Annotated in this window: 33 protein-coding genes; 17 read left to right on the top strand and 16 right to left on the bottom strand. The window is 65.1% G+C overall.

Going from position 1 to position 26874, the window contains the following annotated elements; all coding sequences use genetic code 11:
* Positions 1 to 4 precede the first annotated feature (4 nt).
* The gene (locus tag ACTJI5_RS20500) at positions 5 to 949 is read left to right on the top strand and encodes a D-2-hydroxyacid dehydrogenase (RefSeq protein ID WP_439512989.1); all 945 of its coding nucleotides are present in this window, start codon (positions 5 to 7) and stop codon (positions 947 to 949) included.
* Here the strand turns inward: ACTJI5_RS20500 and ACTJI5_RS20495 are convergent.
* The 7 genes from ACTJI5_RS20495 to pyk form a co-directional block, all read right to left on the bottom strand.
* Entirely contained in the window at positions 943 to 1794 is an 852-nt protein-coding gene (locus ACTJI5_RS20495) for a metallophosphoesterase (RefSeq protein WP_037514665.1), read from the bottom strand. The two genes, ACTJI5_RS20500 and ACTJI5_RS20495, sit on opposite strands and share 7 nt — an antisense overlap.
* Before the next feature lie 43 nt (positions 1795 to 1837).
* On the bottom strand, positions 1838 to 3772 hold the full coding sequence (locus ACTJI5_RS20490) for a cytochrome c3 family protein (protein ID WP_440861607.1): 1935 nt from the start codon (positions 3770 to 3772) through the stop codon (positions 1838 to 1840).
* Positions 3773 to 3788: 16 nt separating this feature from the next.
* Positions 3789 to 4670, bottom strand: coding sequence for a hypothetical protein (locus ACTJI5_RS20485; RefSeq protein WP_440861606.1), 882 nt, complete (start codon positions 4668 to 4670; stop codon positions 3789 to 3791).
* On the bottom strand, positions 4670 to 7105 hold the full coding sequence (locus ACTJI5_RS20480; RefSeq protein WP_440861605.1) for an NAD(P)-binding domain-containing protein: 2436 nt from the start codon (positions 7103 to 7105) through the stop codon (positions 4670 to 4672). The genes ACTJI5_RS20485 and ACTJI5_RS20480 overlap by 1 nt, the downstream gene beginning before the upstream one ends.
* A gap of 237 nt (positions 7106 to 7342) precedes the next feature.
* Entirely contained in the window at positions 7343 to 8116 is a 774-nt protein-coding gene (locus ACTJI5_RS20475) for an arginyltransferase (protein ID WP_440861604.1), read from the bottom strand.
* 197 nt (positions 8117 to 8313) lie between these two features.
* Positions 8314 to 8946, bottom strand: coding sequence for a hypothetical protein (locus ACTJI5_RS20470; protein WP_440861603.1), 633 nt, complete (start codon positions 8944 to 8946; stop codon positions 8314 to 8316).
* Positions 8947 to 9192: 246 nt separating this feature from the next.
* Positions 9193 to 10647, bottom strand: a complete 1455-nt coding sequence (gene pyk, locus ACTJI5_RS20465) for a pyruvate kinase (protein WP_058536758.1) — start codon at positions 10645 to 10647, stop codon at positions 9193 to 9195.
* 119 nt (positions 10648 to 10766) lie between these two features.
* Here pyk and ACTJI5_RS20460 point away from each other — a divergent pair, with 119 nt between their 5' ends.
* The 16 genes from ACTJI5_RS20460 (at position 10767) to pal (ending at position 20836) form a co-directional block, all read left to right on the top strand.
* Positions 10767 to 11096, top strand: a complete 330-nt coding sequence (locus ACTJI5_RS20460; protein WP_056371879.1) for a DUF1244 domain-containing protein — start codon at positions 10767 to 10769, stop codon at positions 11094 to 11096.
* Positions 11097 to 11150: 54 nt separating this feature from the next.
* A complete protein-coding gene (locus ACTJI5_RS20455) occupies positions 11151 to 11393 on the top strand; it encodes a DUF2312 domain-containing protein (protein ID WP_037514655.1) in 243 nt (80 codons plus the stop codon).
* A 23-nt stretch (positions 11394 to 11416) separates the two neighbouring features.
* Positions 11417 to 11737 (top strand): YbjQ family protein, encoded by a 321-nt coding sequence (locus tag ACTJI5_RS20450; RefSeq protein WP_058536759.1) that lies wholly within the window; start codon positions 11417 to 11419, stop codon positions 11735 to 11737.
* A 20-nt stretch (positions 11738 to 11757) separates the two neighbouring features.
* Positions 11758 to 12225 (top strand): arsinothricin resistance N-acetyltransferase ArsN1 family B, encoded by a 468-nt coding sequence (locus ACTJI5_RS20445; protein WP_440861602.1) that lies wholly within the window; start codon positions 11758 to 11760, stop codon positions 12223 to 12225.
* A gap of 59 nt (positions 12226 to 12284) precedes the next feature.
* On the top strand, positions 12285 to 13031 hold the full coding sequence (locus ACTJI5_RS20440) for a YebC/PmpR family DNA-binding transcriptional regulator (protein WP_056371881.1): 747 nt from the start codon (positions 12285 to 12287) through the stop codon (positions 13029 to 13031).
* Between the two features lie 96 nt (positions 13032 to 13127).
* Positions 13128 to 13601, top strand: coding sequence for a crossover junction endodeoxyribonuclease RuvC (gene ruvC, locus ACTJI5_RS20435; RefSeq protein WP_440861601.1), 474 nt, complete (start codon positions 13128 to 13130; stop codon positions 13599 to 13601).
* A gap of 138 nt (positions 13602 to 13739) precedes the next feature.
* Complete coding sequence (gene ruvA, locus ACTJI5_RS20430; protein WP_440861600.1) at positions 13740 to 14339, top strand: Holliday junction branch migration protein RuvA; 600 nt, start codon at positions 13740 to 13742, stop codon at positions 14337 to 14339.
* On the top strand, positions 14336 to 14773 hold the full coding sequence (locus ACTJI5_RS20425) for a hypothetical protein (RefSeq protein WP_440861599.1): 438 nt from the start codon (positions 14336 to 14338) through the stop codon (positions 14771 to 14773). Before ruvA ends, ACTJI5_RS20425 begins: the two co-directional genes overlap by 4 nt.
* Positions 14770 to 15195, top strand: coding sequence for a GFA family protein (locus tag ACTJI5_RS20420; RefSeq protein ID WP_440861598.1), 426 nt, complete (start codon positions 14770 to 14772; stop codon positions 15193 to 15195). The genes ACTJI5_RS20425 and ACTJI5_RS20420 overlap by 4 nt, the downstream gene beginning before the upstream one ends.
* On the top strand, positions 15188 to 16216 hold the full coding sequence (ruvB, locus tag ACTJI5_RS20415; RefSeq protein WP_439513000.1) for a Holliday junction branch migration DNA helicase RuvB: 1029 nt from the start codon (positions 15188 to 15190) through the stop codon (positions 16214 to 16216). Before ACTJI5_RS20420 ends, ruvB begins: the two co-directional genes overlap by 8 nt.
* Before the next feature lie 101 nt (positions 16217 to 16317).
* A complete protein-coding gene (locus ACTJI5_RS20410) occupies positions 16318 to 16797 on the top strand; it encodes a YbgC/FadM family acyl-CoA thioesterase (RefSeq protein WP_440861597.1) in 480 nt (159 codons plus the stop codon).
* Positions 16791 to 17489, top strand: coding sequence for a protein TolQ (gene tolQ, locus ACTJI5_RS20405; protein ID WP_137890270.1), 699 nt, complete (start codon positions 16791 to 16793; stop codon positions 17487 to 17489). The genes ACTJI5_RS20410 and tolQ overlap by 7 nt, the downstream gene beginning before the upstream one ends.
* Positions 17489 to 17998: a protein TolR gene (tolR, locus tag ACTJI5_RS20400; protein WP_440861596.1), complete on the top strand. Its 510-nt coding sequence runs from the start codon at positions 17489 to 17491 to the stop codon at positions 17996 to 17998. The genes tolQ and tolR overlap by 1 nt, the downstream gene beginning before the upstream one ends.
* 9 nt (positions 17999 to 18007) lie before the next feature.
* On the top strand, positions 18008 to 18832 hold the full coding sequence (locus ACTJI5_RS20395; protein WP_058536769.1) for a hypothetical protein: 825 nt from the start codon (positions 18008 to 18010) through the stop codon (positions 18830 to 18832).
* Positions 18829 to 20217, top strand: coding sequence for a Tol-Pal system beta propeller repeat protein TolB (gene tolB, locus ACTJI5_RS20390; protein WP_310251796.1), 1389 nt, complete (start codon positions 18829 to 18831; stop codon positions 20215 to 20217). Before ACTJI5_RS20395 ends, tolB begins: the two co-directional genes overlap by 4 nt.
* 100 nt (positions 20218 to 20317) lie before the next feature.
* Positions 20318 to 20836, top strand: coding sequence for a peptidoglycan-associated lipoprotein Pal (gene pal / locus ACTJI5_RS20385; RefSeq protein WP_197411386.1), 519 nt, complete (start codon positions 20318 to 20320; stop codon positions 20834 to 20836).
* Here the strand turns inward: pal and ACTJI5_RS20380 are convergent.
* From ACTJI5_RS20380 to gspG, 9 genes are read right to left on the bottom strand one after another with little or no spacing between them, the layout of a single operon-like run.
* Positions 20820 to 21593 (bottom strand): prepilin peptidase, encoded by a 774-nt coding sequence (locus ACTJI5_RS20380; RefSeq protein ID WP_440861595.1) that lies wholly within the window; start codon positions 21591 to 21593, stop codon positions 20820 to 20822. The two genes, pal and ACTJI5_RS20380, sit on opposite strands and share 17 nt — an antisense overlap.
* Before the next feature lies 1 nt (position 21594).
* On the bottom strand, positions 21595 to 22311 hold the full coding sequence (gspN, locus tag ACTJI5_RS20375) for a type II secretion system protein N (protein WP_440861594.1): 717 nt from the start codon (positions 22309 to 22311) through the stop codon (positions 21595 to 21597).
* Complete coding sequence (gene gspM, locus ACTJI5_RS20370; RefSeq protein WP_058536773.1) at positions 22308 to 22790, bottom strand: type II secretion system protein GspM; 483 nt, start codon at positions 22788 to 22790, stop codon at positions 22308 to 22310. Before gspM ends, gspN begins: the two co-directional genes overlap by 4 nt.
* On the bottom strand, positions 22787 to 23932 hold the full coding sequence (gene gspL, locus ACTJI5_RS20365; protein ID WP_440861593.1) for a type II secretion system protein GspL: 1146 nt from the start codon (positions 23930 to 23932) through the stop codon (positions 22787 to 22789). The genes gspM and gspL overlap by 4 nt, the downstream gene beginning before the upstream one ends.
* Position 23933: 1 nt before the next feature.
* On the bottom strand, positions 23934 to 24941 hold the full coding sequence (gene gspK / locus ACTJI5_RS20360) for a type II secretion system minor pseudopilin GspK (protein WP_440861592.1): 1008 nt from the start codon (positions 24939 to 24941) through the stop codon (positions 23934 to 23936).
* Positions 24938 to 25549, bottom strand: a complete 612-nt coding sequence (gene gspJ, locus ACTJI5_RS20355) for a type II secretion system minor pseudopilin GspJ (protein ID WP_439513007.1) — start codon at positions 25547 to 25549, stop codon at positions 24938 to 24940. Before gspJ ends, gspK begins: the two co-directional genes overlap by 4 nt.
* Positions 25546 to 25923 carry a type II secretion system minor pseudopilin GspI gene (gene gspI / locus ACTJI5_RS20350; RefSeq protein WP_440861591.1) on the bottom strand — a complete coding sequence of 126 codons (378 nt, stop codon included), beginning with the start codon at positions 25921 to 25923 and terminating at the stop codon, positions 25546 to 25548. Before gspI ends, gspJ begins: the two co-directional genes overlap by 4 nt.
* The gene (locus tag ACTJI5_RS20345; protein WP_310251779.1) at positions 25913 to 26395 is read right to left on the bottom strand and encodes a GspH/FimT family pseudopilin; all 483 of its coding nucleotides are present in this window, start codon (positions 26393 to 26395) and stop codon (positions 25913 to 25915) included. The genes gspI and ACTJI5_RS20345 overlap by 11 nt, the downstream gene beginning before the upstream one ends.
* Positions 26370 to 26873: a type II secretion system major pseudopilin GspG gene (gene gspG, locus ACTJI5_RS20340; RefSeq protein WP_440861590.1), complete on the bottom strand. Its 504-nt coding sequence runs from the start codon at positions 26871 to 26873 to the stop codon at positions 26370 to 26372. Before gspG ends, ACTJI5_RS20345 begins: the two co-directional genes overlap by 26 nt.
* Between the last annotated feature and the right edge of the window lies 1 nt (position 26874).

The following is a 26874-nucleotide window of genomic DNA, read 5'->3' as shown; positions in this document are numbered from 1 at the left end:
AATCATGACCAAGACCGTGACTGTCCTTTCGGGCCTGATCCGTCCACTTGTCGAAAACCGGCTGCCCGACTGGATCGAACCCAAATTCTTCGCGTCGAAGGAAGAGGCGCTCGAACTCGCGCCGCAGGCCGAGATCGGCTGGTTCGACATGTACGACAAGAAGGATATGGCCGCAGTCATCACCGCCGCGACGAATCTCAAATGGCTCAATTCCATCTATGCCGGGGTGGACGGCATGCCGCTGGATCTGCTCCATGAGCGCGGTACGATTGTGACCAATGGTGCCGGTATCAACGCGATCACCATCGCCGAATATGTCGTGATGGGCATGCTCACCGTCGCCAAGGGGTACCGCGATGTCGTGCGCGCGCAGGAACGCCGCGAGTGGCTGATGGACTCACCGGGCAAGGTCGAACTGTTCGGATCGAAGGCGCTGCTGCTCGGCTACGGTGCGATCGGCAAGCTGATCGAAGAACGGCTGAAAGCCTTTGCCGTCGATGTGACGGTGGTTCGTCGCTCGCCCGGCCCCAATACGCTGACCCCCGACCAATGGCGCGCGCAGCTCGGCGCTTTCGACTGGGTGATCCTCGCAGTCCCCGCGACCCCCGAGACCGACGGCATGATCGGCGCAGCGGAACTCGCTGCAATGAAGCCGACCGCGACGCTGATCAACATCGCGCGCGGCAGCGTCGTCGATCAGGACGCCTTGGTCACGGCGCTGAACGAACAGCAGATCGCGTCGGCCTTCCTCGACGTCACGACCCCCGAACCGCTGCCCTCGGACGATCCGCTGTGGAGCCTCGACAATGCCCACATCACGATGCACCTGTCGGGCCGCGCACAGGACAAGATGTTCGTCCGCTCGGCGCAGCGTTTCCTCGAAAATCTGGACCGCTGGAAGCAGGGTGAGGCCGTCGAGCCGCGGGTCGATCTGACGCTCGGCTACTGACGCGGCCGCTCGGCCTTCAACTCGCGCACCAGCGGTTGCAGCCGTTCGTCATATTTGGCGAGCATGGTGTGCGCGCCGGCATGGTCGTAGAAGCTGACGAGTTCGCGCCCGTTCCAGCGGTGGAGCGCATAGGCGGGATCTTCGGCGACGATCATCGGGCGGTCGTCGGGCTTGTTCTCGTCGATGGGCCTGAGGTCGAGTGAGACCTGCGGTGCCGTCGACGAACAGATCGCGATCGTGCGGCCTTCCCATGCGACGGTGACGCTCCGGTGGAGATGGCCGCAGATCAGCCCGCGAACCTGCGGGTGGCGGCGTACCACGTCGGTGAAGACCGCGACCCACGGCTCGTCGGGGTCGGTGTTCATCCACTCGATCCCGCTTTCGATCGGCGGATGGTGCATGACGATATAGGTGGGCTTCGCACTATCCTTCGCCAGTTCGGCGTCGAGCCAGGCGGCGCGCCGGTCGCAAAATGCGCCGCCATGGCGCCCTTCCTCCAGCGTATCGATCGTCACCAGCCGTAGTTCGGGGAGTTCGATCGTGTACTGAACGAAACCGTTGCCGTCGTCGAGACCCGGAAAGCGGGCGTGAAAATTGTCACGCAAATCATGATTGCCGACGCTCGGCCACACCGGAAAGGGACAGCGCGAAAAGGCGGTGGCGAGGCGGCGATAGCTGTCGTCGTCGCCGCGATCGGAAAGATCGCCGGTCGCGAGTAGCAGATCAGGCCGGTTCGGCCCCTCGATCAACACGTCGAGCACCTCGTCGAGGCGCTTGCGGTTATATTCGGCCGGATTGTCCGGATCGAACCCGATATGGATATCTGTGATCTGCGCGATCAGCATATCCGTCCCCCGTTCCGGTCGGCTGGTCCCGACCCATAAAACCTCACCCGCCCCGCCTTGCCCCGTGCAAGGGAGGTGTGCGCCACGTCACATCGTAAAGGCCCCGCCCCCCGGTTCCTGTGATCATGCTCACACTATAGGTAGCAGCAAGAGGTTTATTTGCGATTGCGGCGGTGTTTTTCTTGGCTCTGCGCGGCGGCAACCACGGTTTCCCGCCGTCCGAATGATATTCGTGGCACATCGCGCAGGGCGATTCGGTCGCGGTTTCGACCTTTACGACGCGCGCCCCGCCCTCGCCGACATGGCAATCGCGGCACTGACGCAGCCCCGGCACGAGCAGGTCGGTCGAGGTTTTCGATCCCGGCGCGGCGGTGTGGCAGTCAGCGCATTCGGTTTCCTTATGCGCGTCATGGTCGAACCAGCCTTTTTGCAGGTAGCGCGGCGTCTGGCTGACCGCCGCAACCCGCCAGCTGTTGCCGGTCTGCGGCGCAAAGATCGTGTGGCAGTCGTAGCACGCGCCGCCCTTTGAGAAGACCGCGCGCACCGCATCCTGCGCACGGCTGGGCCGTGTCGCGACTTCGTTGAAATAGATGTTGTAAACCTGCCCCTCGGCATAGGCGCCCGGACGCCGCCGCTGCATGCCGCCAAGCTGGAGCGGTCGCCCGGGCGGGGTCGAGCGATAATAAGCGGTGAGATCGGCGACGACCTGGTCGGGCTCGCCATGGCGCAAAGTCCGCGTCACCCCGCCGACGGTCTCGAAGGCGAGGCTGTGGCACATCGCGCAGTCGCGTTCCATTTCGACCGGCTTGACGCGCACCCCGTCGGCCTCGACGCGGTGGCAATTCGCGCACTCCAGCTTCTTGCCGAAATCGTAGCGGCCGCGGAAACTCGCCGCCATGCGCGCGACCCCGCCGGTCGCCTGCAAATGCATGTCGTGCGGGAATTTGAGGCCGTTGTAGTCGACCGTCCCCTTGCTCAGCGTCGTGCGTACCAGCTTCGCGCCGGGCGCGGCGCGGACGAGCGGGCGGAATTCGGGGTGGCTCGTGCCGAAATCGGCCGCATCGGCGAGCGTCGTCGGATGCCCGGCAATCTTCAATCGCGCCGACATGCCGTCGTGGCAATCGGCGCAAAATTTCTGCGGCGTCGCGGGCATCGGCCCCGCGCCCTCATGCTCGGTATGGCATTCGACGCAGCGCCCCTGCGGCTTGTTGAAGGTCTTGGCAAAGCCCGCCAGCACCTTTTCGCCGATCCCCGGCGGGTGACGCGCGGCGAGGAGCATCGCTGCCGGCGCACCCGCATGCGCCATGCTCATCGCCTTGTGCTCGCCGGTGTGGCAGCCGACGCACGCCTTGTCGGTCACCGCGACAAAAGGCTCGACATGGCACGACTGGCAGTCGTTCTTCAGGCTCGCGTGCGCGCTCGACAGCGGCCCCGACAGCCACGCGCTGTCGGCATGGTAACCGTCGGGGCGCTCGTTAACATTCTTGTAGCTGTACCACGCCCAGATCGGCCCGATCAGGAAGGCGAGCAGCATCAGCAGCCCGAACAGCCACGCCCCCATGCGCTTGCCGAGCATCACGCCCTGCAGTGAAAAGGCCTTTGCCTCGTCGACATCCTTCGACGACTGCGACAGCTCGTCGATGCGCTCGACGAGCAGGATGATATTCTCGCCCTCGCGCGCGATCGTCAGCCGGTGGCCGCCGAAGCGCAGCTCGCCGCCCGCGCCGCTGTCGATATCGGCGATGGTTTCGCTGCGTCCGTTGAGGTCGAAGCCCAGCCCCTCGCTCGCCGCGACGCGGACGGTCCGGCCGTCGGCGCTGCTGATCGTCGCGTGATGCGGGTTCACCGCGAGATCCGCGACGTGGATGGTGTTGCTGCCCTCGCGCCCAAGGGTGATCGCGTCGCCCGGCAGCGCCGTATCGCGGATGATCTGTTTGCCGGTCTTCGTCGTCGAAATACGGCGCAGGATGAAGCTCATGGTCCCCCTCCCCGCCTTACCAGTAGAAGAAGACGCTGATGATGTGCGCCGACAGCGCCGCGATCAGCGCAAAGGTCAGCGGCACATGCACGTAGAGCCAGATTTCGAGCAGCGCGCGGATCTTGAGATGCCGGCGCAACCGCGTCAGCGCCGCCTCCTTCTGCTTGAGCAGCCCGACCACCTTCTCGCGCGCCTCGCGGTCGCTGCTGTTCGAGAGCGACAGCGTGCGCAGCGCCGCCGCGGTCGCGCAATTGGGATAGCGACCCGACAGCCGTGCCATGACGCCGCCCGCGAACGGATCCTCATCGAGCGCCGCCAGCACCGGCGCGGTGTCGGCGGGGGTCAGCGGCTGCGCGGCGCTGTGCAGCTGGCGGTCGAAGGCGCGGATCGCCTCGAGCATCTGCATCTGCGTCATCTCGTCACGGTTGTTCGACAATGCCGCGGGCAGCGTCGCATAGACGATCACGCCATAAAGCCCCGACAAGATCACCAGCATCATCAGCGCCCACGCGAGCGTGTGGACATTCCAGCCGAGCTGAAACCCCGTGTGCCAGGTGCCGACGACGATCAGGCTGAGCCCGAGATAGACATGCGCCGAGGTCCATGCCTTCAGCGACCAGTAATCGCTCGTCATCTTGCGCTTGCGATAGCCGAGTGCGGTGAGCCACAAGATCAATCCCGCGCCGATCGTGCCGAGCGTATAACCGTACCAGCTGCCGCCATTGTGCCGCGGCGTCACATCGACGAGCGCGTAGCTGACGATGATCAGCAGGCAGAGCGCGCCCGAAATCTTGGCCCAGCGAAACCCCGCGTAGCGCAGGAAGCCCTCATGCTTCCGCTCGCGCACGCGCTCGGTCTGGGTCGCTTTCGACCGGCGGCGCTGGAACAGGCTCGCCATCAGCCCGCGTCCTCTTCGAGCCGGGCGATCGACAGGAATTCCTCGGGCGAGACGCGGATCGCGGCGCCGGTCGGGCACGCACGCACGCACGCGGGGCCGCCCGATATGCCTTTGCACATGTCGCATTTGACCGCGATCTTCTTGGGCTTCTCGTCGCCCAGTTGCTTCTTCGTCCATTTGGGCGACGGTTCGCCCGGGCCGGGGCCGAAACCCGTGAGCAGCCAGCGCAGCAGGCTCGGCTTCTCGGGCGGCGCGGCCTCCATGCGGATCACGCCATAGGGGCAGTTGCGCATGCAGTTGCCGCAGCCGATGCAGCCGGGCTCCATGAACACCTCGCCGTCGGGGCCGCGGTGGATCACGTTCGGCGGGCAGTCGGCCATGCAGTGCGGATGCTCGCAGTGGCGGCAGCTCGTCGGCACATGCAGATGCGCGAAGGTCTTGCCCGCCTCGCGATCGAGCCGCGACAGGCCTTCATGGCTGTCAGCGCACGCTTTCTCGCAATTGTCGCAGCCGACGCACAGATTCTCGTCGATCAGCAACGCATCGGTCGCCTCGCCCAGCCCTTCCTTCATGATGAAGCTCGCGGTGTCCGAATAGAGGTCGACCGCGCTCGAATAGCTGGCCTTGCGCGATTCGATGAAGCTGTTCATCGCCGCGCGCTCGGCGACTGCGGCCTCGGTCGCCTCACGCACCTGCGGGCGCTTGGCGAGCATCGCCTTGAACTGCTCGCCCTTCAGCCGGATCACTTCGCTCGCGACCGCGGCCTTGACGGTCGCATTACGCCGCTCGCCACTGAGCACCGCCATTTCGCCGAAGAAGCTGCCCGCGGGCAAATAGCGGAGGAAGATCGGTTTGCCGCCGATGTCCTTTTCGACGACCATCGACCCCGAGCGGATGACATAGACGTCGTCGCCCTCGTCGCCCTCGGCAAGCACGACCTTGCCCGCGGGAACCCGTTCGATCGCCGGATCCTCGACGATCGGTTCGAGGTCCTCGACGGTCAGCCCGCCTTTGAAGATTTGCAGCAGCTGGCGTTCGAGCGAGATGCGATTGATCACGCGCTTGGCGCCCGGCACCGCGGCCATCAGCTTGAGCGCGGCGGTGCGCGATACTTCGACGAAGATGCTGTCCTCGCCCGCGCGGATCGTCGCGCCGCGCTTGCGGCCCGAGATCAGCCCGACCTCGCCAAAAATCGATCCCTCTTCGATGGGGACCGTGAAGTCGGGGCCAACCTCGACGAGCGCATGGCCGTCGGCGATCGCGAACAGCGACGAACCCGGCTCGCCCTTTTCGAACACGACATCGCCCTTGGAATAGAAGGCGACCTTCGAATCGAGCATGAATTCGCGCATCTGGAGCGGCGAGACATCGGCGAAGATGCGGATGCGCGTGCGCAGGAACTCGAGCCATTCGCTGACCGATTTCTGCTGCGGCAGCTTTTCGAAGATCGCCGCGAGGTCCTTTTCGTCGGCGGGGGTCAGCGCCTTGTTGCCGTTCAGGAATTCGACGACGTCATAGCCCTGGTTCATGCAATGCTTGATCAGCGGATAACCCGCGAGCGCGCCGATGACATAGAGGCCGGGGACCGTCGTCTCGAACGTCGGCGACAGTTTCGGAAAAGCCTCGCGGTCGGGGCCGGTGAACTCGATCCCCATCGATTCGACAAACCCGCGCGGCGCGACCGACCCTAGGCGCGCGACGATCACGTCGCATTCGATCCGCTCTTCGCCGGTCGGGGTTTCGAGCGTCAGCCAGCCCGGCTCGACCTTCTTCGGCTGCGTCTCGGTGCGGATGCTCATAAAGCCGTTCTCACCGACCTCGGTCATGTCGGCGACATTCTTCGCCTTGGCGCGCGCGAAATCCTTCGAGCGGTTGAGGATGGTGACCGTATTCTCGAGCGCCTCCTCGGCAACGCCAAGCGCATTTTCGATCCCCGCGTCGCCCGACCCGACGACGGTGATATGCTTGTCTTTGAAATCCTCGGGATCGTCGACCTGATAGATGATGTGCGGCAGGTCGGCGCCTTCGCAGCGCATGCGGTTCGGATTGCCCTGCGTGCCGATCGCCAGCACGATATTCTCTGCCGTATAGATATCGCCCTTGGCGGTCTTGATAGCGAATGCGCCCTTTTCGCCGCTCACTTCGGCGACCTCCGCGTGATAGGCGACATTCACCTTGTTGTTCGCGGCGTCCTCGTCCCAATTGCCGAGGATATATTCGCGCGCGCCCTCGGCAAAGCGGCAGTCGGAGCGGAGGTCGAGCCGCTCGGGCGTCGCGAGCACACGCTTGCCCTTTTGATATTTGAAAATCGTGTCCGACAGATGGTCGGTCTTTTCGAGCAGGATGTGGCTGAGCCCGAGCTGCGCGGCGCGCGATGCGGCGCTGAGTCCCGCGGGACCCGACCCGATGATCGCAACCTTGACCGGATCGCTCATGCACGCACCATTGCGCGGCGGAAGCCGCCCTTGCCGTCGCTGGCCGTGATGCTGACGAAGTCGCGCACGGGCATCCTCTTCCCCCTGTCGCCAGCCCCCCGGCGAATTCATAACGGATGCGACCCGGACTTATGTCCTGGACGCAAAGCTATGCCCTTGAAAGCGAGGAAAGGTCAACCGGCCGACGCGAGATTCTGGCCGTTGCGAGCCATTCTCAACAGCGCCCTGCGGGCGGGTTCAGGCGAGCTCGAACATCGCGGCGATACGCTCGGACTGGGTGGGCTCGAAGCGCGACCAACCGTCGGGGCCGAGCTTTTCGAGCGGACGGAAGCGCGCCTTGTACGCCATGCGCGCCGACCCTTCGATCCAGTAGCCGAGATAGACGTACGGCAGCCCCGCCCGCGCCGCGCGCTGGACATGGTCGGCGATGATATAGGTGCCGAGCCCCTCGCGCATCGGATGCCCCGCGTCAAAGAAGCTATAGATCATCGACAGCCCGTCGCCCTGCCGGTCGGTCAGGCAGCAGCCGACAAGGCGGCCCTTGCCGCCATTCGCCGCCGGCTCGCGATATTCGATCATATAGCTATCGACGGGGGTCTGCTCGACCATGTCGGCGAAATCCTGCTCGTCCATATCGGCCATGCCGCCATCGGGATGGCGCGACCCCAGATAGGAGCGCAGCAGCGCATATTGCTCTTCGGTCGCCCACGGCTTGCACGCGGTCGCGACAAGGTCGCCGTTGCGGCGCAGGTTGCGCTTCTGCGAGCTGCTGGGTGTGAATTCCCCGGCGCAGACGCGCACCGACACGCAGGCCGAGCAATCGGCGCAGCTCGGGCGATAGGCGACCGACTGGCTGCGGCGGAAGCCGATGCGGCCGAGCGCGTCGTTCAGCTCGTTCGCCGAGTTGCCGCTGAGTTCGGTGAACACCTTGCGCTCGGTCTTGCCCGCCAGATAGGGACAGGGCGCCGGGCTGGTGACAAAAAAGCGCGGAAAACGGAACGGTGCGGACACGCGGGAAAACCTCCGGACTGGCGAATGCGGAGCCCCCCGACGCGGGTCCGACGCGCTACTTGCACCAACTATGCCGCGCAGCGTCAATGGTGCAAAGTCCATTTACCATTTTTAAACGTCCCGATCTGAATCAACCCGAAAATTTTGTGAATCAGCCGGTAAGGATTGTGCCGATTTGAATCGACTAGGACCCGAATCTATCGGGGATGGCAGTCCGCGATCACCTTTTCGACATTTGATGTTCTGATTGGGATTTCCAGGTCAATTTTTGGAAGCGCTGCCAGATCGTCAATGTTTCCAATACCAACCGCCAAGGGAGTGGCGCCGCGGACGAGTCGAATTTTCATAATTTCCGGCGCCTTAGAACCAATAATACCATAAAAATGATCTAGATTAGCATTAACTCGCCCGTCAAATGACACACCATTCCCCACATCATCCCGATAAATTTGGGGATCACGATCGTCAATTTTGTATAGAATCGCAGAAATATCGCCTATTTCTTGATCATTTTCTTTTCTAACCGCATAGACTTCAAGATCAACTTCGTTCTTTTCGGCGTCCTTGGCATTGCTGATGCAGATCACAGTGACGTGAACCATTAGCTTGTTCTTTTCGAACGAGGCCGAGGCAGAAGATTTTGAAAGCGACGAAAATTCATCGGCTGAATCATCGCGCTTGTAATCAAAAACTTCCCCATTTTGATTGGAACTATCCCCCTGAACGAACGGGTTCTCATTGCAGCCGGAGAGAGCAAGGCAAATGAAAGAAGCCTTTAGGAGAGCGATTGCTCCAGATTTGAGCTTCAATTGTTGCAGCAAAATCTTCACATCGCCTCCCCCTCATTCTCACGACCAGTATCTCCGCCTATTTGGAACGACAATATTAATAGTTGGGATAAAATCGATGAGCACCTGCCGTGACGCGTGCCATGTTGAGGGATATCGGGAACAAGCAAACAGGCGAGACGCCGGATCTCTCGACCTTTTTCTTTGACCAACAGCGGTAATATGAACGGGACGCCGTTCATACTTGTCCTCTTGCCTTCCTCATGTTCGATTGAGTGTTATAAAATCCTAACTGTAGCCGCGCAGCTCGTCGCCGGTCAGCGTCGCCACATGCAGCACATTGGTCGACCCGGGGGTGCCGAACGGAACCCCCGCCATCATCACCAGCTTCGCGCCCGCCTTGCAGATGCCGTGGCGCAGCGCCATCCGCTTGCCCTTGGCGATCATCTCTTCGAAGCTGCCGATGTCCTTGGTCGGCACCGCATGCGCACCCCAGAGCAAACCCATACGCCGCGCGGCTTCCTTTTTCGGGGTCAGGACGAGCAAAGGCGCACCCGGCCGCTCGCGCGCGACGCGGCGTGCGGTCGAACCCGATGCGGTGAAGCAGATGATCGCGTCGGCGGCGATCGTCGTAATGATGCTGCCCGCCGCCTCGGCCAGCGCGTCGGCGGTCGTCGCGTCGGGCGCGGTCTCGGTAAAATGCAGACGGCGGAAATAGTCGGGATCGCTTTCGACCGAGCGCGCGATCGAATCCATCATCGTCACCGCCTCGACCGGGAAGGCGCCCGCCGCGGTTTCGGCCGACAGCATGATCGCGTCGGCACCGTCATAGACCGCGGTTGCGACGTCGGACACTTCGGCGCGCGTCGGTGACGGCGAGACGATCATCGATTCGAGCATCTGCGTCGCGACGACCACCGGCTTGCCCATGCGGCGCGCGGTCGCGACGATCTTTTTCTGGAGCGGCGGCACCGCTTCGGGAGGAAGCTCGACGCCCAGGTCGCCGCGCGCGACCATCGCCGCATCGGCGAGTTCGAGGATTTCCTCGATCCGCTGCACGCCCGAGGGCTTTTCGAACTTCACGAGCAAGGCCGCCTTGCCGCCGATCAGCGTGCGCGCCTCGGCGACGTCCTCGGGGCGCTGCACGAACGACAGCGCGATCCAGTCGACATGCTGCTCGAGCGCGAAGGTCAAATCCTTGCGATCCTTTTCGGTCAGCGCCGCGAGCGGGACGACGACATCGGGGACATTGACGCCCTTGCGATCCGAGATCTTGCCGCCGACCTCGACAACCGTTTCGATCTTGTCCGGCGCGACACTCTTCACGCGCAGCACCAGCTTGCCGTCGTCGATCAGCAGGCGCGTGCCGGTTTCGAGCGCCGCGAACAATTCGGGGTGCGGCAGGTAAACGCGCGTCGCATCGCCCGGTGTCTTGTCGGTATCGAGCGTAAAGCTCTTGCCGTTCACCAGCTCGGCCGGGCCGTCTTTGAAGGTGCCGACGCGCAGCTTGGGGCCTTGCAGGTCGACAAGGATCGTCGTCGGACGTCCGGTGTCCTTTTCGAGCGCGCGGATCGCCGCGATCACCTTGGCATGCCCCGCATGATCGCCGTGGCTCATATTGACGCGAAACGCGTCGGCGCCGGCGCGATGCAGCGCGGCGATCATCTCGGGGTTGGCGCTTGCGGGGCCAAGGGTCGCCAGGATGCGCACCTTGCGCTGGCGGGGGGTAAAATTCTGGACCACAAAAGCTCCGATAACAGGGGGGGCGCTAGGGCAATGCCGGCTTGCTGACGACGGCAATGCCGCCTTGATGATAGGAAGGCAACCGCCGTATAGCTATTCAATCATTCAACGGAGGAACCATGTCCTGCAGCGACGATCAGACCACCGGTAATGAGGCGCTCGACAGCCTTGACGATGCGGTCGCCGCCGCGGCCTTCCGCCGCCTCGTCCGCCTGCTCCAGCATCGTAGCGACGCCGCGAACATCGATTTGATGGGCCTCGCCGGATTTTGCCGCAACTGCCTCGGCGACTGGATTGCCGAGGCGGGCGACATGGACAAGGAGGCGGGCCGCGCGATCGTCCACGGCATGCCGACCGCGGAGTGGAAAGCGCGGCATCATACCGCCGCGACGCCCGAACAGCTCGCGCGGATGGAAGAAAGCATGGCCAAAAATCCCGGAGCCGATTAGGGACGCGCCAGGCGCGATTCTCGCGCCGCATCATCCCAATCACCGGAGCCAAAAATGAGCGAAGCCACCGTATCCGACGAACAACTGCGCCTTTTCATCGAGCGCATCGAGCGTCTGGAAGAAGAGAAAAAGGGCATCGCCGACGACATCCGCGACACCTATAATGAATCGAAATCGCAGGGTTACGACCCGAAAATCATGCGCCAGATCGTTCGCCTGCGCAAATTGCCGGTCCACGACCGCAAGGAAATGGAAGCGATCCTCGACGTCTATAAGTCGGCGCTCGGAATCGACTGACGCCCCCAGCCAGGAGAGTGACGATGTTCAGCACCACCACCAATAATGTCGAGGGCCGTCCGGTCCGCGAATATCTGGGCATCGTCACCGGCGAGGTGATCGTCGGCGCCAATCTGTTCCGCGACCTGTTCGCGAGCATCACCGACATCGTCGGCGGCCGCTCGGGCAAATATGAGGACGTCCTCGCCCGCGCGCGCAAAGAGGCGATCGGCGAAATGGAAGCCGAGGCCGCACGCCTCGGCGGCAATGCGGTGATCGGCGTCGACCTCGATTATGAAGTCCTCGGCCAGAATGGGTCGATGCTGATGGTCAGCGCGTCAGGGACGGCGGTCACTCTGGGGTGAGCGTCGACATCCGCCCAGCCATGTCAGCCGACGCCGCGCGATGTGCCGAGATTTACGCTCCCTATGTCACGGACAATTGGGTCAGTTTCGAATGCGATCCGCCCGATGCGGTGGAAATGGCGCAGCGGATAGAGAATTATGGCGCGAGCCATGGCTGGCTGGTTGCGGAGGTCGAGGGCAAAATTGCGGGATATGCCTATGGCTCCCCTCACCGCACGCGCGAAGCCTATGCAACCTCGGCAGATGTCGCGGTCTACCTTGATGTGACCTTTGCACGTTCCGGAGTTGGACGGCGGCTTTACGAGGCGCTGTTTCCGATTTTGGCCCATCGCAATATCCACGCCATCTTTGCCGGGATTGCCTTGCCGAATGACGCCAGCATCGGCTTGCATGAGGCGATGGGCTTCACGCCGATCGGTATCTACCGCGAGGTCGGCTGGAAAATGGGCGGCTGGCGCGATGTCGGGTGGTGGCAGCGGTTGCTTTGACATTCGGTCCTGATGTAAGCGCGCGCTTCCAGTTCCTTCCAGCCGAAAAGAAGAGAGCCATGGCCGGCCATAGCAAATTCAAAAACATCATGCACCGCAAGGGTGCGCAGGACAAAAAACGCAGCTCGCTGTTTTCGAAGCTTTCGCGCGAAATCACTGTCGCGGCGAAGATGGGCCTGCCCGATCCCGACGCGAATGCCCGCCTGCGCGCCGCGATCAACGCCGCCAAGGCGCAATCGGTGCCCAAGGACAATATCCAGCGCTCGATCGACAAGGCCGCGGGCGGCGAAGGCGATAATTACGAGGAAATCCGCTACGAAGGCTATGGCCCCGGCGGCGTGTCGCTGATCGTCGAGGCACTGACCGACAACCGCAACCGCACCGCGACCAACGTCCGCACCGCCTTCTCGAAAAACGGCGGCAACCTCGGCACCAGCGGCAGCGTCAGCCACGGTTTCGACCGGCTCGGCATGATCAGCTATGCCGCAAAGGCGGGCGATGCCGACACAGTGTTCGAAGCCGCGCTCGACGCCGGCGCCGACGATGTCGAATCGTCCGAGGACGGCCACGACATCTGGACCAGTGTCGATTCCTTGCACGAAGTCGCAAAGGCGCTCGAAGCCAAACTCGGCGAGGCAGAAGGCGTCAAACTCGCGTGGCGACCGACGCTGAAAAGCGAAGTCACCGATGAAGCGACCGCGCAGACTTTGTTCAAGCTGATCGACACGCTCGACGATGACGACGACGTCCAGACCGTCTGGGGCAATTACGAAATCCCCGACGCGGTGATGGAAAAGCTTGGCTAAACGCCAACAACCGTTCGCATCGAGCGAAGTCGGGATGCCCATCGGTCGTGGATGCCTTCGAGGTGTCTCGACTTCGCTCGACACGAACGGAATTTGATGATCATCCTCGGTCTCGATCCCTCGCTCAGCTGTACTGGCTGGGGCGTCATCCGCGTCGAGGGCAGCCGGATCAGCCATGTCGCCAACGGACAGGTGAAGACCGATGCAAAGGCGCCGCTGCCCGAACGGCTCGCGCATCTCGATACCGTGCTCGCGGCGGTGATCGCCGATCATGCGCCAGGGTGCGCCGCGGTCGAGGAAGTGTTCGTCAACGACAACCCGCAATCGACGCTGAAGCTCGCGCATGCGCGCGGCGTCGTGCTACTCGGCTGCGCGCGCGGCGGGCTGGCGGTCACCGAATATGCCCCGCGCCTCGTCAAGAAGGCGATCGTCGGCACCGGCGGCGCGGCGAAGGAACAGGTACAGGCGATGCTGCGCGTGCTGCTCCCCGGCGCGAAGGTCGCGGGCGCCGATGCGGCGGATGCGCTGGCGGTCGCGATCTGCCATGCGAACCATAGGCCGCGACACTAACACTTCGTCACCCCGGACTTGATCCGGGGTCCACGGGGTCATGGATGCCGGGTCAAGTCCAGCATGACGAAGAGGGGGTATTCCCGACGATGAGGGAAATTGATTCCCTTTTCGTTCTCCCCGCGTTAGGCACGGAGCATGATCGCGAAACTGACAGGGCGGCTGGATTCGAGCGGCGCAGGCCATGCGGTGATCGACGTCGGCGGCGTCGGTTATCTGGTCGAGGCATCAGCGCGCACCCTAGACGCATTGGGCCCGGTTGGCGGCGACGTCACCATCCACACCGAAATGCTCGTCGGCGAAGATTTCCTCCGCCTGCTCGGCTTTGCCAAGGCCGAGGAACGCGACTGGTTCCGCCTGCTCACCAGCGTGCAGGGCGTCGGCGCCAAGGTCGCACTCGCGATCCTGTCGGCGCTCGAGATCAGCGACCTCCAGCGCGCGCTCGCGAGCGCCGACAGCGCGATGATTGCGCGCGCGAACGGCGTCGGGCCGAAGCTCGCGCAGCGGATCACGCATGAATTGAAGGACAAGGCGGGTGCGCTTGGTGGGATCGCGGGGAGCGGACCGATCCTCTCGGCCGCCCCCGGCCCGCTCGCCGACGCCGTCACCGCCCTCACCGGCCTCGGCTTCAAACCCGGCGAGGCCAGCGCCGCGGTCGCCGCAGCGAGCGAGGAACTGGGTTCGGATGCTAGCCTCGATGCATTGGTCCGTACTGCACTGAAGAAGGCTGCAAAATGAGCCGCGGCAAATATATGTCTCCGTTTGCTTTCGGGGTCATCATGCGGTCCAGCGAGCTATTGGGAATGATCTTCATCCCTATTGCGATGTATGCGATCTCGATCAGGAGCCTCTCGCTACTTGGTTGGTCGATTGCGCTTTTTTTTATCCTGGGGTCGAACAAGAGGGATTTTTTTGCTGCTGCTCCCCGGGATGAACTTTACGTCCACATGAGCCATCCTGCTCGAAACAACTGCCTGGGTCTATTTTCCCTGATCGGAGAGATATTTGGCCTCAAGAAATGTCGGCGATGCAATGGCTCGATATTCTCAAAAGTGAGGCCGATCAGAGACGATGAGACCTGCTTCGATCCGTGGGAATTCTACCGATTTTGGCCTGCGAGACATTGCCCCCATTGCGGCACCGATACAGCAACTGGCGCCGTCGAAGCATGATTAGCGGCGCCCCCTCTTCACCGACGGGCATCCGGCACGCCGCCTGCCGCTGCGGCAAAATACGCATCGCGTGCACCGGTGAGCCTATCCGCGTGTCGGTCTGCCATTGCCGCGAATGCAAGGCGCGGAGCGGCAGCGCCTTTGCCGCGCAGGTTCGTTTCCCCGCCGAGCAGGTCCGTACTGAGGGCGAGGCGAAGATGTGGCAGTATACCGGGGACAGCGGCAACGTTGCGGACTTCTTTTTCTGCGGCACCTGCGGTTCGGGCGTCTGGTACAGGGCACGCCCCTATCATGACGCCTATGCAATACCGCTGGGCAATTTCGAACCCGGGCACGGCTTCGTGCCGGACTATTCGGTCTATGAAGACCGCAAGGAGCCTTGGGTTTCGATCGCCGGCGATGCAATAGAGCATTATGACTGAGCCCGCCCTCACCACTCCGATCCGGACCCCCGAGGACGCCGACGCCGCGCTGCGTCCGAAGACGCTCGCCGAATTCGTCGGGCAAGCGGCGGCGCGCGAGAATCTGCGCATCTTTATCGAGGCCGCAAAGGCACGCTCCGACGCGCTCGACCATGTGCTTTTCTACGGCCCGCCGGGGCTCGGCAAGACGACGCTCGCGCAGATTGTTGCGCGCGAGCTCGGTGTCGGGTTCCGGTCGACCAGCGGCCCGGTGATCGCCAAGGCGGGCGACCTTGCCGCGCTGCTCACCAATCTCGAGGACGGCGATGTGCTGTTCATCGACGAGATCCACCGGCTGTCGCCCGCGGTCGAGGAAATCCTCTACCCCGCGATGGAGGATCGCGCGCTCGACATCATGATCGGCGAAGGCCCCTCGGCGCGCTCGGTGCGGATCGACCTGCCAAAGTTCACCCTGGTCGGTGCGACGACGCGGCAGGGGCTGCTCACGACCCCGCTGCGCGACCGCTTTGGCATTCCGGTGCGGCTCAATTTCTACACGCATGGCGAGCTGGAGCAGGTGATCACGCGCGCTGCGCGGCTGCTGGCGCTGCCGATCGCGTCCGACGGCGCGCTCGAGATCGCCAAGCGGTCGCGCGGAACGCCGCGCATCGCCGGGCGGCTGCTGCGCCGGGTACGCGATTTCGCGACCGTTGCCGGGCATAAGATCGTCGATGCGAAGGCGGCCGACGCCGCGCTCAACCGGCTCGAAGTCGACGCGCTCGGGCTCGACGCGATGGACCGGCGGTATTTGACGATGATCGCCGATATTTACCGGGGCGGCCCCGTCGGGGTCGAGACCATGGCGGCGGGGCTGTCCGAACCGCGCGACACGATCGAGGACGTGATCGAACCCTATCTGCTGCAGGTCGGGCTGATCGCGCGCACGGCGCGCGGACGCATGCTCAACGCCAGCGCGTGGAAGCATCTCGGGCTCAACCCGCCCGCGGGATCGCAGGACGGACTTTTCGACCAGGGAAAATAGACGGATTTCTGCGGCTTTCATTCCACCAACCGGCCCCGATCTGCGACGAACCGTTCAAGAGGGGTTTGCGACGAGTCGTTGCGAGGCTATCGGTTGGGATAATGGTAAACGCCCCGCCCCCCTTCACCCCCGGCGCCTTTGTCGGGGCTGAGCATCATTTCCGGGCACGCGCGTACTTCGAAGACACGGATCTGTCGGGCATTGTCTATCACGCCAATTACCTGCGCTATATGGAGCGCGCGCGCTCGGACATGCTGCGGCTCGCGGGCATCGACCAGCGCGCGGCGATGGAAGCGGGCGAAGGCAGCTGGGCGGTGACCGACCTCGCGATCAAATACCGCCGCCCCGCACGGCTCGACGACGATCTGCTCGTCGTCAGCACCGTCGAGGCGGTGCGCGGCGCGAGCGTGATTATTTCGCAGCGCATCCTTCGCGGAACTGACACGTTAAGCGGCGAGACATTGACCGACGGGCAAGTCACCGCCGCATTCCTGTCGCCCGAGGGCCGGCCGCGCCGCCAGCCCGCGGGTTGGGCCGATCGATTTACCGCCATCATGAATGGAGAGACTTTCCCTTGCTAGACAATATCTCGCTGGCCGCCGACGCGGCGACCTTGTCCCCCGTCGCGCTGTTCCTGCAGGCCGATATCATCGTGAAGGCAGTGATGATCGGCCTTCTGCTCGCGTCGATCTATGTCTGGGCGGTGATCTTCACCCACGGCCGCAGCGTCAACAAATTGATGAGCGCCTCCGAACGCTTCGAGCGCGATTTCTGGCGCGCCGACAATATCGACAAATTCTTCGACAAGAACGGCAGCGAGGAATTGCCGAGCGCCAAGGTGCTCGGGGCGGGGATCAGCGAATGGCGCCGTTCGACCAAGACCAAGAATGTCGACCGCGACGGTACACGCGAACGGCTCGGCATCGCGATGAACAGCGCGGTCGCGGGCGAAGTCGATCGGCTCGCCGAAAAGATCGGCACGCTGGCAACGATCGGCTCGGTCGCGCCTTTCGTCGGGCTGTTCGGTACGGTGTGGGGGATCATGCGCAGCTTCACCGCGATCGCGGCGGAGAATAACAGCAGCCTTGCGGTCGTCGCCCCGGGCATCGCCGAAGCGCTGTTCGCGACCGCGATCGGCCTGTTCGCCGCGATCCCCGCGGTGATCGCGTACAATGCCTTTTCGCAGCGCCTGAACCGGCTCGAATCGCGGCTTGGCCGCTTCGCCGACGGGCTGCACGCGACGTTCAGCCGCGAACTCGAGGTCGAAGCCTGATGGCGATGGGCGGTCCCTCCGGCGGCATCGGCGGACGGCGCGGCCGTGGCCATCGCCGCGCGCCGATGGCCGAGATCAACGTCACCCCGCTCGTCGACGTGATGCTCGTGCTGTTGATCATCTTCATGATCACCGCCCCCCTACTCGCCTCCGCCGTGCCGATCGACCTGCCCGAAAGCCGCGCCAAGCCGGTCGAGACCGAGGATCAGGAGCCGGTGCAGCTGTCGATCAATGCCGACGACACGCTCTATATCGGCGAAGAGGTCGTGCCCGAGGCCGAGCTTCCCGCGCGGCTCGACGCGATCGCGCGCGAGAATGAAGGCAAGGACAAGCCACGCCAGATCATGCTGCGCGCCGACAAGGGGCTCGATTACGGCCGCGTGATGCGCGTGATGGGCGAGCTCAACCGCGCGGGCCTGACGCGGATATCGCTGGTGACGACGGGATCGGAGGGCGCCGCCGAGGGCGAGCCCGCCGCGGTCACCGACGGTTCAGAAACACGGCCCTAGGTTAAGACGATGGCCGAACAACGGGCAGTGAGGGGGAATGAAGGACGCGGCATCGCCATCGCGGTGGCGGCGCATGTCGTCATCATCGGCCTGCTCTCGGTCCAGTGGACCGCGGGCGAACGCCGGTTCGACAACCCCCCGATGGAAGTCGACCTGATCGCCGAAAGCGCGGTGCAATCGACCGCGCCGGTGATCAGCGAAACCCCGCCCGCCGCGCGGCTCGGCGAAGAGGATATGGTCGACATCGCGGCGCCCGAACCGGTGCCCGCGCCGCCGCTGCCCGAACCGGTCGTGCGGCCGACGCCCGCCCCGACACCCAAGCAGGTCGCGAAACCCAAGGCGGCTCCGCCAAAACAGCGTCCCGCGGCGCAAAAGGCGCAGCCCAAAGCGGCTCCCAAAGCACCGCCGGCAAAGAATCGCCCGGCCCGCCCGACGGGCCGCCTCGACGGCATCGCCGAGGGGCTTTCGAAATCGCAGCCTAAATCGTCGTCGAGCAAAGGGGCGCCCGCTGCCGCGACCGCCGCCGAAGTCCGGCGCTCGATCGACGTCAGCATCAAGTCGGCGGTCGCGCCGCGCTGGAACGGCTGCCGCATCTCGGGGGTCGATGTCGACCAGCTCAAGACCGTCGTGAAATTCCGCCTGACCCAGTCGGGCGCGCTCGCGGGCTTCACCGGCGTCTCGACGACCGGCCAGAACGACAGCAACAAGTTCCAGGTCCAGCGGCACCAGGAATGTGCCAAACGTGCGGTCGAGCTGGCCGCGCCTTTCGACTTGCCGGAAGAAAATTACAGCTACTGGCAAAACTATACCTTGGATTTTGACAAAGCGAGATGAGCATGACCCTAGTGAGATATTTGATGGCAGGGGTTCTGGCGACAGCGTCTCTCCCCGCGATCGCCCAGGACCAGAGCACCGCTCAGCCGCAGCCCACCATCCAGCTGCCGCAGCCCGAGGGCCCGCGCGAGTCCATAACGGGTACATTGTCGAACGAGCGCACGGTCATCGCAATCCCCGCGCTCGCCACCTCCTCGGTGCAAAATGTCGCGGGGCTGCGCACCGACAGCCTCGGCCGCCAGATCGCCGAAGTCATCGCCGCCGACCTTGAACGCAGCGGCCTCTACGATCCGATGGGGCCGAGCGGCATTCCCGCAATCAGCCGCGCCGAGGTGCAGGCGCCGCGCTTCGCCGAATGGCAGTCGCGCAACGCCGAAAATGTCGTCCACGGCTTCGTCGACGCGAGCGGGACTGGCGGCCTCGTCGTCGGCTGCTATCTCTATGACACCGCGCTCGGCAGCGAGCTGGTTCGCAAGGGGTTCGAAATCCAGCCCGGCGACTGGCGCCGCGCCGCGCATAAATGCGCCGACGCCATCTATTCGCGCCTGTCGGGCGAGGCGCCCTTCTTCGACAGCCGCGTCGCCTATATCGCCGAGACCGGCCCCAAGGGGAACCGCATCAAGCGCCTCGCAATCATGGACAGCGATGGCGGCAACCACCGTTTCATCACCAACGGTCAGGCACTCGCGATCAGTCCGCGTTTCTCACCCGATTACAAGAAGATCGTCTACGTCAGCTATTTGAACAACCGCGTCCGCGTCTTCATCTACGACGTCGCGGCGGGTTCGCAGAAGCTGGTGACCGAGAGCGCGAACGCGACCTTTGCGCCGCGCTGGTCACCCGACGGCACCCAGATTCTCTATTCGATGGCCGTCAACGGCAACACCGACATCTATCGCATCTCGGCAAACGGGGGCACCCCGGTGCGGCTGACGAGCACCCCGGGCATCGATGTCGGGGGCAGCTTCTCGCCCGATGGCAAGAAGATCGTGTTCGAAAGCGACCGGTCGGGCGGCCAGCAAATCTATACGATGAACATCGACGGGTCGAACCAGCAGCGGATCAGCTTTGGCGGCGGGCGTGCCGCGACGCCCGAATGGTCACCGCGTGGCGACCTGATCGCCTTCACTCGCATGGGCGGCGGCGAGTTCCGCATCGGCGTCATGACGCCATCGGGCGGCGGCGCGCGGATGCTGACGAACAGTTGGCAGGACGAGGCCCCGACCTGGTCGCCGAACGGCCGCGTCATCCAGTTCTTCCGCACCACCCCGGGCCGCGAAGGCAAGTCGAGCCTGTGGCAGGTCGACCTGACCGGCGTGAACCTGCGCCGCCTGCCGACCCCGCAAGACGGGTCGGATCCCAGCTGGGGTCCGGTACTTCCCTGAGGAAAACCGGAACCAAAAAGGCGCGATCGGGTTCAACTATCGCGTCCTGAACGGGCCAATTCGGCCGCACGAATATTTTCAACAACAAGAGGACAGAGACATGACGATACGCAAAAGCACCGCGATGATCGCGGCGATCACCATGCTTGCTGTTGGCGCCTGCGCGAAAAAGGCCCCTGACACGCTCCCCCCCGCCCCCGAAGGCACCGGCACCGATACGGGCGCAGGCACCGGCACCGGCGTGGTTCCCGGATCGCAGGAAGATTTCCTTGCCAGCGTTGGCGCCATGGGCGACCGCGTTTTCTTCGACTATGACCAGTATAATGTCGACGCACAGGATCAGGCGACGCTGCAGACCCAGTCGCAGTGGTTGCAGCGCAACCCCGCGGTGCGCGTCACGCTGGAAGGCCATGCCGACGAACGCGGCACGCGCGATTACAATATCGCGCTCGGCGAACGCCGTGCGAATGCCGCGAAAAATTACCTCGCGTCGCTCGGCGTCGATCCGTCGCGCATCCAGGTCATCAGCTATGGCAAGGAACGCCCGGCCGAGATGGGTTCGACCGAGGAAGCCTATGCCAAGAACCGCCGCGCGGTCACGGTCATTGTCGGGCGCTAAGAAGCGGCCATAAAGGCACCGTCGCGAATGCGGCGGTGCAGGCAAAGACACCGAAGGGGATCCGTCGCTCGGCGAGCGGCTGGTCCCTTTTTCGTTGGGCGATGAGCGCCCAGACGATGCCGCCGACACTGGCGAGAAGCAACATCAGCGGCAGCGCCTGCCAGCCGAGCCAGGCACCGATTGCCGCGACCAGCTTGGGGTCGCCGCCGCCCATGCCCTCGGCACCCCGCGCGCGCCGATAGGTCCAGGCAATCAGCGCCAGTATCAGACCTCCAGCCAACGCGCCGATCCAGCGGTCGATCAGCGATGTGCCGAGCATCGGCCCCGCAACGAGCAGGCCGGCGATCCCCAGCAGCAGGTTGAGGCGGTCGGGCAACCAGAAATGACGCGCATCGAGCAGCGCGAGCGGCAACAGCAGCCAGCCGAACAAAGCCCACAGCCAGCCTGCTGTTCCGGGCATAAGCGCCAGCGCACCAGCACCGATCAGTGTCGCGCCCAGTTCGACGCGCCAGTGAAAAGGATCGATCGCCGAATCACACGTCCGGCAGCGCCCGCGCGACGCAAGGGTCGATAACAACGGGACGAGCTCCAAAGCGCCAAGCGGCCGCGCACAGACGTCGCATTGCGAGCGCCCCAGCACCGAGCGCCCCGCGGGCCAGCGTAGCACCAGCGTCGCGATGAAGCTGCCCAGGACCAATCCGATCAGCCCGGCAAAGGCGACGCCCGTGCCGAAGGGCAAGGCATCGAGGATCGTCACGTCAGAAGCGGCCCGAGGTCGCCAGCACGAAACCGGTGGGTCCGGCCTTGAACCCCAGCGCGGCGAGCGCGCCCGCCATCGCGGGATCGCGGTCGACATTGATCGCGAACTGCGCGCGGTACGCGCCGCTGCCGTCGAACGACAGGGTCAGCCGCTCCATGCCCGACTGGCTGGCGAGCGCCGCCTGCGCGCGTCCGTTCGCGCACGCCAGCGGACCCGACAGGCCGCGCGAAAGGTCGAGCCCCGCGATGGGCGCGGAGACCGCGAGCTGGATGCGCCCGCTTGCGGCGGCGCATTTTCCCGTATCGTCGAAGCGTATCGTGGCGCCTTCGAAGCGGATCGTATCGACGGGGATCATGCCAAGCCCGCCCGACATCGACGTGGTGCCGCTGACGTCGGAGACGCCCTGCGGGTTGCTGCCATGCAGCCGGCCCGCAAGCGCGCCAAGCCGTTCGTCGGCGCGCGAGAAGGCGAGTTCGGTACGTGCGCCGAGCAGCGCGAGCGGCGACAGGCTGGCGCGCACCGTGCCGAGCGGCAAGACACCAAGCCGTGCATCGACCAGCTCGCCCGACCAGACCGACCCGCGAATTTCGCGCGCGGTGATGCCCGCGTCGGTCGCACCCGACCAGCCGAGCGCGAGCCGCATCGGGAGGGTCGCGATGATCAGGATCAACGCGAGCAGCAGCGCCGCAAACGCCCAACGCCTGCGCATACTCATTGTCCGCCCTTCCGAAGCTCGGCGGTCAGGCCAACGGTGCCGTCGGCGGCGGGGGTGATCGTCAACTGGTCGACGACAAAACCCTGCCCCTCGAGCGAGGCGAGCCAGTCGGTGAGCACCGTCGCGCGCGCGGTGGCGATCGCAATCGTCGCCTGCCCCTGCCCGCGTGCTTCGTTGCGGTCGAGCGTCAGCCCGATCTCGCCCGCCGACTGCGCAAGATATTGATCGATCGCGACCGCATCGACCGTCGCCGCGACCGATTTCGCCGGACGCTGCGCGAGCAATTGCACCTTGGCCGCCACGCGCCCCTCGCGCTCAATCGCGGCGCGGTGCTGGCTTTCGAGATCGACGAACAGCGCGACCGCCGGACGGCCGAGTCCCCACAGGATGACGCCGAGCGCCAGCACGCCGGCGATACCGACAAGCCAGCGTTCGCGGAGCGACAGGCCCATCCACCAGTTTTGCAGTCGCTCGGTCATGGCACCGCCCGGATCGTAATATTGGCCATTTGCTGCCCGTCGCTGCCCGCCATCGGCTGCGCGGTGATGCGATAGCCGCGCGCCTGCAGCGCGAGCAGCACCTTGTTGATATCTTCGACGCGCGGCGCCGCGAGCGTCGTCGTCAGCGTCCCATCGGTGCGATGCGACAACGTCCGGAGCGTTACGCCCGGCGCATCGCCCATCGCGTCATAGAGCGCCGATGCCGGAACCGAGAAAGCGAGCGGCCCGCCGCCGGCAGCAGCGAGGCGGCGGTCGAGTTCGGCTTCGGCCGCGGTCGCGTCGGGCGCGGCCACCCCGGCCTTCTTCGCCATCGCGACGACCGCATCGTCGGCGCGGCCGGTGTCGGACGACAGGCGCACCGCGTAGATGATCGGGATCAGCAGACTCACCGCGACAAGCGCGATGGCAAGGCGCTTCACCAGCCGCAGCATCGCCGGGTCGACCGACCAGCTGCGCTTGGGCTTCCATCCGCCGCTGAGCAGGTCGAGCGGCGGCGCAGCGAGCGTCAGCAGCAGCGCCTCGCGCATCCGGTCGGCATCGAGCGGCAGCGCGGCTTGGCCGCCCGCGATCAGCGGATCGAGCTCGGGATCGGAGACATAGGCGCGGTCGGCGGTACGGACGATCCGCTCGCCGCCAACCTCCGCCGTCCACAGCGTATCGGGTTCGGGCGGCGGCACCGCCACGGCGGCCGGGATAATCGCGGCCGGCGTCAGATCGCGCGCCTTCAGCCAGTCGGTCCAGGCGGTCATCGCGGCGTGGGTGGTCACCGCGACCGCGACCGCCTGCCCCGTTTCCGCGGGCTGGCCCGCGACGACGTGGAGCGCCGCGGCGTCGCCCAGACTATTCTTCAGCGCGTCGATCCGCGCCGCGGCGGCGGCCTGTGCGGGCGCGGCGTCGGGATAATGAAGCCAGCGGAGCGGCACATCGGCGGCCGGCGCCAACGCGACCAGACGGTCGTCGGCGCTATCGTCGCGCGGCTTTTCCCACGCGCCGACCCAGCCGTCGTCCTGCCCGCTATCGACGATCACGCCATCATCGACGCGCAGCCACGCGGGCTGAGGCGCATCGCCTTCGCCAAGCGCAGCCACGGGGGGCAGCCAGAGAACCAGCGTGCGCGTCATATTAGTCGCTCTCGCCCCAATCGCGGCGCACGATCGTCGGCGGCGTCAGGCCCGCGGAGGGCGCCCCACCATTGGCATCGATCAGCGAAACTGCGGTCAAGAAACCGTCCCCCATCGTCACATTCGTCGTCAGCGTGAGCCAACGGCTGTTCACGCCCGCCTGTTCGGCAACATCGTTCGGCGGTTTCCGTCCTTCGAACGGACCCGCCTCCCAGAATCGTACGCTGCTGCCATAGCCTCCAGCGGGGCGCGCCGCCAGCGCCGCCCGCGCTTTGGCAACGCCGATTTCGCCGGGCACCAACATCGCCACCAGCGGCGCCTGTTCGGGCGCCAGCGTGTTGACGTTGAGCTTCACCGGATCGGTCACCGGCAGCACGCAGATCCAGGGTTTGAGCCGCGCATAGATTTTCGGCGTCACGCCGCGCACTGCGCGCAGTTCGCTGACATCCGCCATCTTGCGGTTCGCGGGCAGATAGGCGCCCTGCATCGAGCGATAGGCATTGTCTTCGGCGCCGAGCGACCCTTCGTTGCTGTCGCTGTCGATCCAGTCGGCGGTCGCGCCCGCAATCGCCTGGGCCTGTCCCGGATCGATCCCGAGCAAGGTCATCAATTCGCCGAACTGGCGCATCGCCCCCGATCGCTGGCTGAACCGCCCCGGCACGGTCTCGGCGACGAGGCTGTTGAGATTGAAGCAATTGTTCGCGTCGATCAGCTTCGCGCGCCCCTGGCCGCCGGGCAGCGGCAGGGTGAAATCGCGCCCGAGCCAGTTTCCGGCAAGCGTCAGCTTTGCAGGGTCGCGCCCGACAAGATCGGCGACGCGGCGCAGCGCGATCTGTTCGGCGGCAAAGGCGTAAGCGCGGCCCTGATCGACCGTCGCCGCGCTGCCCGCGATGCGCGTCGCGAGCGTCAGCCGGTCGAGCGCCGTCGCGGCGATCACCGCCATCACAGCGACGAGCAGCAAGACGGTGAGCAGCGCCGCGCCGCGTTCGTCTTTCGCACGGCGCCTCATGGCGTCGGTACGCCTGCGATCGGCGGCGGCGGCAGCGTCGGCGCGGTGAGAAACAGCATCGTCAGCGCCTCGCGCCCCGTACGGGCCACGCGAACCTCGACCGCGCGCGGCAGGCGGTCGCCCGGCTCCGAGCTCCAGACCTCGCTCCAATTGCCGCGTTCATCGCGGTATCGCACCGCGACGCTGGCGACGTCAGCGATCAGCCGGTCGCCCTCGCCGAGCGCGGTGCCGTCGAGCATCGGCTGCGCCGCGCGCCGCCACTCGTTGCCGACGCGTGCATAGGCAACGCGCTCGATCGCGGGCCGCGGGCTGCCACCCGCCGAGCCCGCGCCGCCATGGACGAACGCAAAGCCGGTCGACGATCCGATGAAGGCCGGAACCGCTTCCCCCGCGGGCCCGCGCGTCGAACGCTGGACCGCTTGCGCCAGATCGTTCGCCATCACCGCGCGCAGCCGGTTGATCCCGCCCATCGCCTTCAGCCGTTCCTGCACGGCATCCTGCGTATCGATACTGCTGCGCAGCAGGCCCACCCCCATCGCCGCGATTGCCGCGAAGATGGAGAGTGCGACGAGCATCTCGACAAGGGTGAAGCCGCGCTGGTCTTTCATCGCGACGACCGGATGATCGTCAGCGCCGTCTGCCCGCGCCCGCTTTCGGGGCGGACGAGCAGATCGATGCGCAGCAGGGCGTCGTCGGCGGTCTTCGCGACGCGCTGCTCGATGCGCCAGTTGCGCCCGGCGTTCGCGACGCCGACCGCGCTGTTGCCGATCGTCGGCGGCGCCGGATCGGTCCACAGTTCGACTGCGCGGTTCTGCGCGACGATGCCCGCCATCGTGCTTTCATCGAGATCCCCCGCGGTGCGCACCGCATAGGCGTCGAGGCGGATGAGCGCGAGCGCGGCGATGCTGATGACGCTCAAGGCCACCAGCATTTCGAGCAGCGTAAATCCGCTTTCGCGGCCTTTGGCGCAATCACGGTCCACGGCTGACCTCCCCGGTCGCCGAGACGCGCACGATCTCGCGCGCTTCGCCGCCGGTCAATACGACCGCCTGCGGCGTCGGGCTGATGCCGACGCGGTCGAACAGGATGCGCGCCGCCCCCTGCCCGTCGCCCGCCGCGAAGCGCACGTCGCCGGGCCAGTTCCGTTGCTCGAACGCCCGGCCCGGAAGCGGTTGCCATTCGCCCGAAATCCGCCGTTCGAACCCATAGCCCGACGGCGCGAAATTGACCGCGACGCTGCGCCCCTCGATCACCGCGACATCGCGCGCAGCAGCGAGCCGCGCCGCGAGCCGGTCGGCCTCGCTGCGCACGGTGCGTTCTTCGCCGGGAATGGTGAGCACGACCGCGGTCGCGGCGAGCGCCATGATCGCGAGCACGATCATCAGTTCGACAAGGGTAAAACCGCCCTGCCCGCGCCGCGCGCGCGCCTCAGCCGTCGCTGCGAATATCCGCATTGTCGTCGGTCCCGCCGGGAGCGCCGTCGGCACCGAGCGACCAGACGTCGAACGCCTTTCCGTTCGGCCCCGGCGCCTGATAATTATAGGGGCGGCCCCACGGATCGGCCGGCAGCTTCTTGATATAGCCGCCGCGACGATAGCGTTCGGGCTGCGCTAGCGCGGGCGGCGCGACGGTCAGCGCGTTCAGCCCGTCGGTCGATGCGGGATAGGTCAGATTGTCGAGCCGATATTGTTCGAGCGCATTTTCGAGTGTCGCGATGTCGGCCCTGGCCTTGGTCACCATCGCGCGGTCCTGGCTGGGCAGGACGTTGATCATCACCACGGTGGCGAGCAGCCCGATGATGAAGATGACGACCATCAATTCGGTCAGCGTAAAGCCGCGCTCGTCCGCCTTGCGGCGCCCGGCCGTCGGCCGGCCCCGATCAGAATAGGAGGTATCGAGCATCAGGCGAAAGATTAGCTTCATCAGCGACATT

The sequence above is a fragment of the Sphingopyxis sp. 22461 genome (genome assembly GCF_052044915.1).
Lineage (GTDB): Bacteria > Pseudomonadota > Alphaproteobacteria > Sphingomonadales > Sphingomonadaceae > Sphingopyxis.
Note: the sequence above shows the minus strand (reverse complement) of the source record. Positions and strands in the feature narration are given on the sequence as shown.

Bases quoted from the DNA above. Each gene is read 5' to 3' on its own strand.
- ACTJI5_RS20500 (WP_439512989.1), top strand. From the start codon at position 5: ATGACCAAGACCGTGACTGTCCTTTCGGGCCTGATCCGTCCACTTGTC.
- ACTJI5_RS20495 (WP_037514665.1), bottom strand. From the start codon at position 1,794: ATGCTGATCGCGCAGATCACAGATATCCATATCGGGTTCGATCCGGAC.
- ACTJI5_RS20490 (WP_440861607.1), bottom strand. From the start codon at position 3,772: ATGAGCTTCATCCTGCGCCGTATTTCGACGACGAAGACCGGCAAACAG.
- ACTJI5_RS20485 (WP_440861606.1), bottom strand. From the start codon at position 4,670: ATGGCGAGCCTGTTCCAGCGCCGCCGGTCGAAAGCGACCCAGACCGAG.
- ACTJI5_RS20480 (WP_440861605.1), bottom strand. From the start codon at position 7,105: ATGAGCGATCCGGTCAAGGTTGCGATCATCGGGTCGGGTCCCGCGGGA.
- ACTJI5_RS20460 (WP_056371879.1), top strand. From the start codon at position 10,767: ATGTCCTGCAGCGACGATCAGACCACCGGTAATGAGGCGCTCGACAGC.
- ACTJI5_RS20455 (WP_037514655.1), top strand. From the start codon at position 11,151: ATGAGCGAAGCCACCGTATCCGACGAACAACTGCGCCTTTTCATCGAG.
- ACTJI5_RS20450 (WP_058536759.1), top strand. From the start codon at position 11,417: ATGTTCAGCACCACCACCAATAATGTCGAGGGCCGTCCGGTCCGCGAA.
- ACTJI5_RS20445 (WP_440861602.1), top strand. From the start codon at position 11,758: ATGTCAGCCGACGCCGCGCGATGTGCCGAGATTTACGCTCCCTATGTC.
- ACTJI5_RS20440 (WP_056371881.1), top strand. From the start codon at position 12,285: ATGGCCGGCCATAGCAAATTCAAAAACATCATGCACCGCAAGGGTGCG.
- ruvC (WP_440861601.1), top strand. From the start codon at position 13,128: ATGATCATCCTCGGTCTCGATCCCTCGCTCAGCTGTACTGGCTGGGGC.
- ruvA (WP_440861600.1), top strand. From the start codon at position 13,740: ATGATCGCGAAACTGACAGGGCGGCTGGATTCGAGCGGCGCAGGCCAT.
- ACTJI5_RS20425 (WP_440861599.1), top strand. From the start codon at position 14,336: ATGAGCCGCGGCAAATATATGTCTCCGTTTGCTTTCGGGGTCATCATG.
- ACTJI5_RS20420 (WP_440861598.1), top strand. From the start codon at position 14,770: ATGATTAGCGGCGCCCCCTCTTCACCGACGGGCATCCGGCACGCCGCC.
- ruvB (WP_439513000.1), top strand. From the start codon at position 15,188: ATGACTGAGCCCGCCCTCACCACTCCGATCCGGACCCCCGAGGACGCC.
- ACTJI5_RS20410 (WP_440861597.1), top strand. From the start codon at position 16,318: ATGGTAAACGCCCCGCCCCCCTTCACCCCCGGCGCCTTTGTCGGGGCT.
- tolR (WP_440861596.1), top strand. From the start codon at position 17,489: ATGGCGATGGGCGGTCCCTCCGGCGGCATCGGCGGACGGCGCGGCCGT.
- ACTJI5_RS20395 (WP_058536769.1), top strand. From the start codon at position 18,008: ATGGCCGAACAACGGGCAGTGAGGGGGAATGAAGGACGCGGCATCGCC.
- tolB (WP_310251796.1), top strand. From the start codon at position 18,829: ATGAGCATGACCCTAGTGAGATATTTGATGGCAGGGGTTCTGGCGACA.
- pal (WP_197411386.1), top strand. From the start codon at position 20,318: ATGACGATACGCAAAAGCACCGCGATGATCGCGGCGATCACCATGCTT.
- gspN (WP_440861594.1), bottom strand. From the start codon at position 22,311: ATGAGTATGCGCAGGCGTTGGGCGTTTGCGGCGCTGCTGCTCGCGTTG.
- gspM (WP_058536773.1), bottom strand. From the start codon at position 22,790: ATGACCGAGCGACTGCAAAACTGGTGGATGGGCCTGTCGCTCCGCGAA.
- gspL (WP_440861593.1), bottom strand. From the start codon at position 23,932: ATGACGCGCACGCTGGTTCTCTGGCTGCCCCCCGTGGCTGCGCTTGGC.
- gspK (WP_440861592.1), bottom strand. From the start codon at position 24,941: ATGAGGCGCCGTGCGAAAGACGAACGCGGCGCGGCGCTGCTCACCGTC.
- gspJ (WP_439513007.1), bottom strand. From the start codon at position 25,549: ATGAAAGACCAGCGCGGCTTCACCCTTGTCGAGATGCTCGTCGCACTC.
- ACTJI5_RS20345 (WP_310251779.1), bottom strand. From the start codon at position 26,395: ATGCGGATATTCGCAGCGACGGCTGAGGCGCGCGCGCGGCGCGGGCAG.
- gspG (WP_440861590.1), bottom strand. From the start codon at position 26,873: ATGTCGCTGATGAAGCTAATCTTTCGCCTGATGCTCGATACCTCCTAT.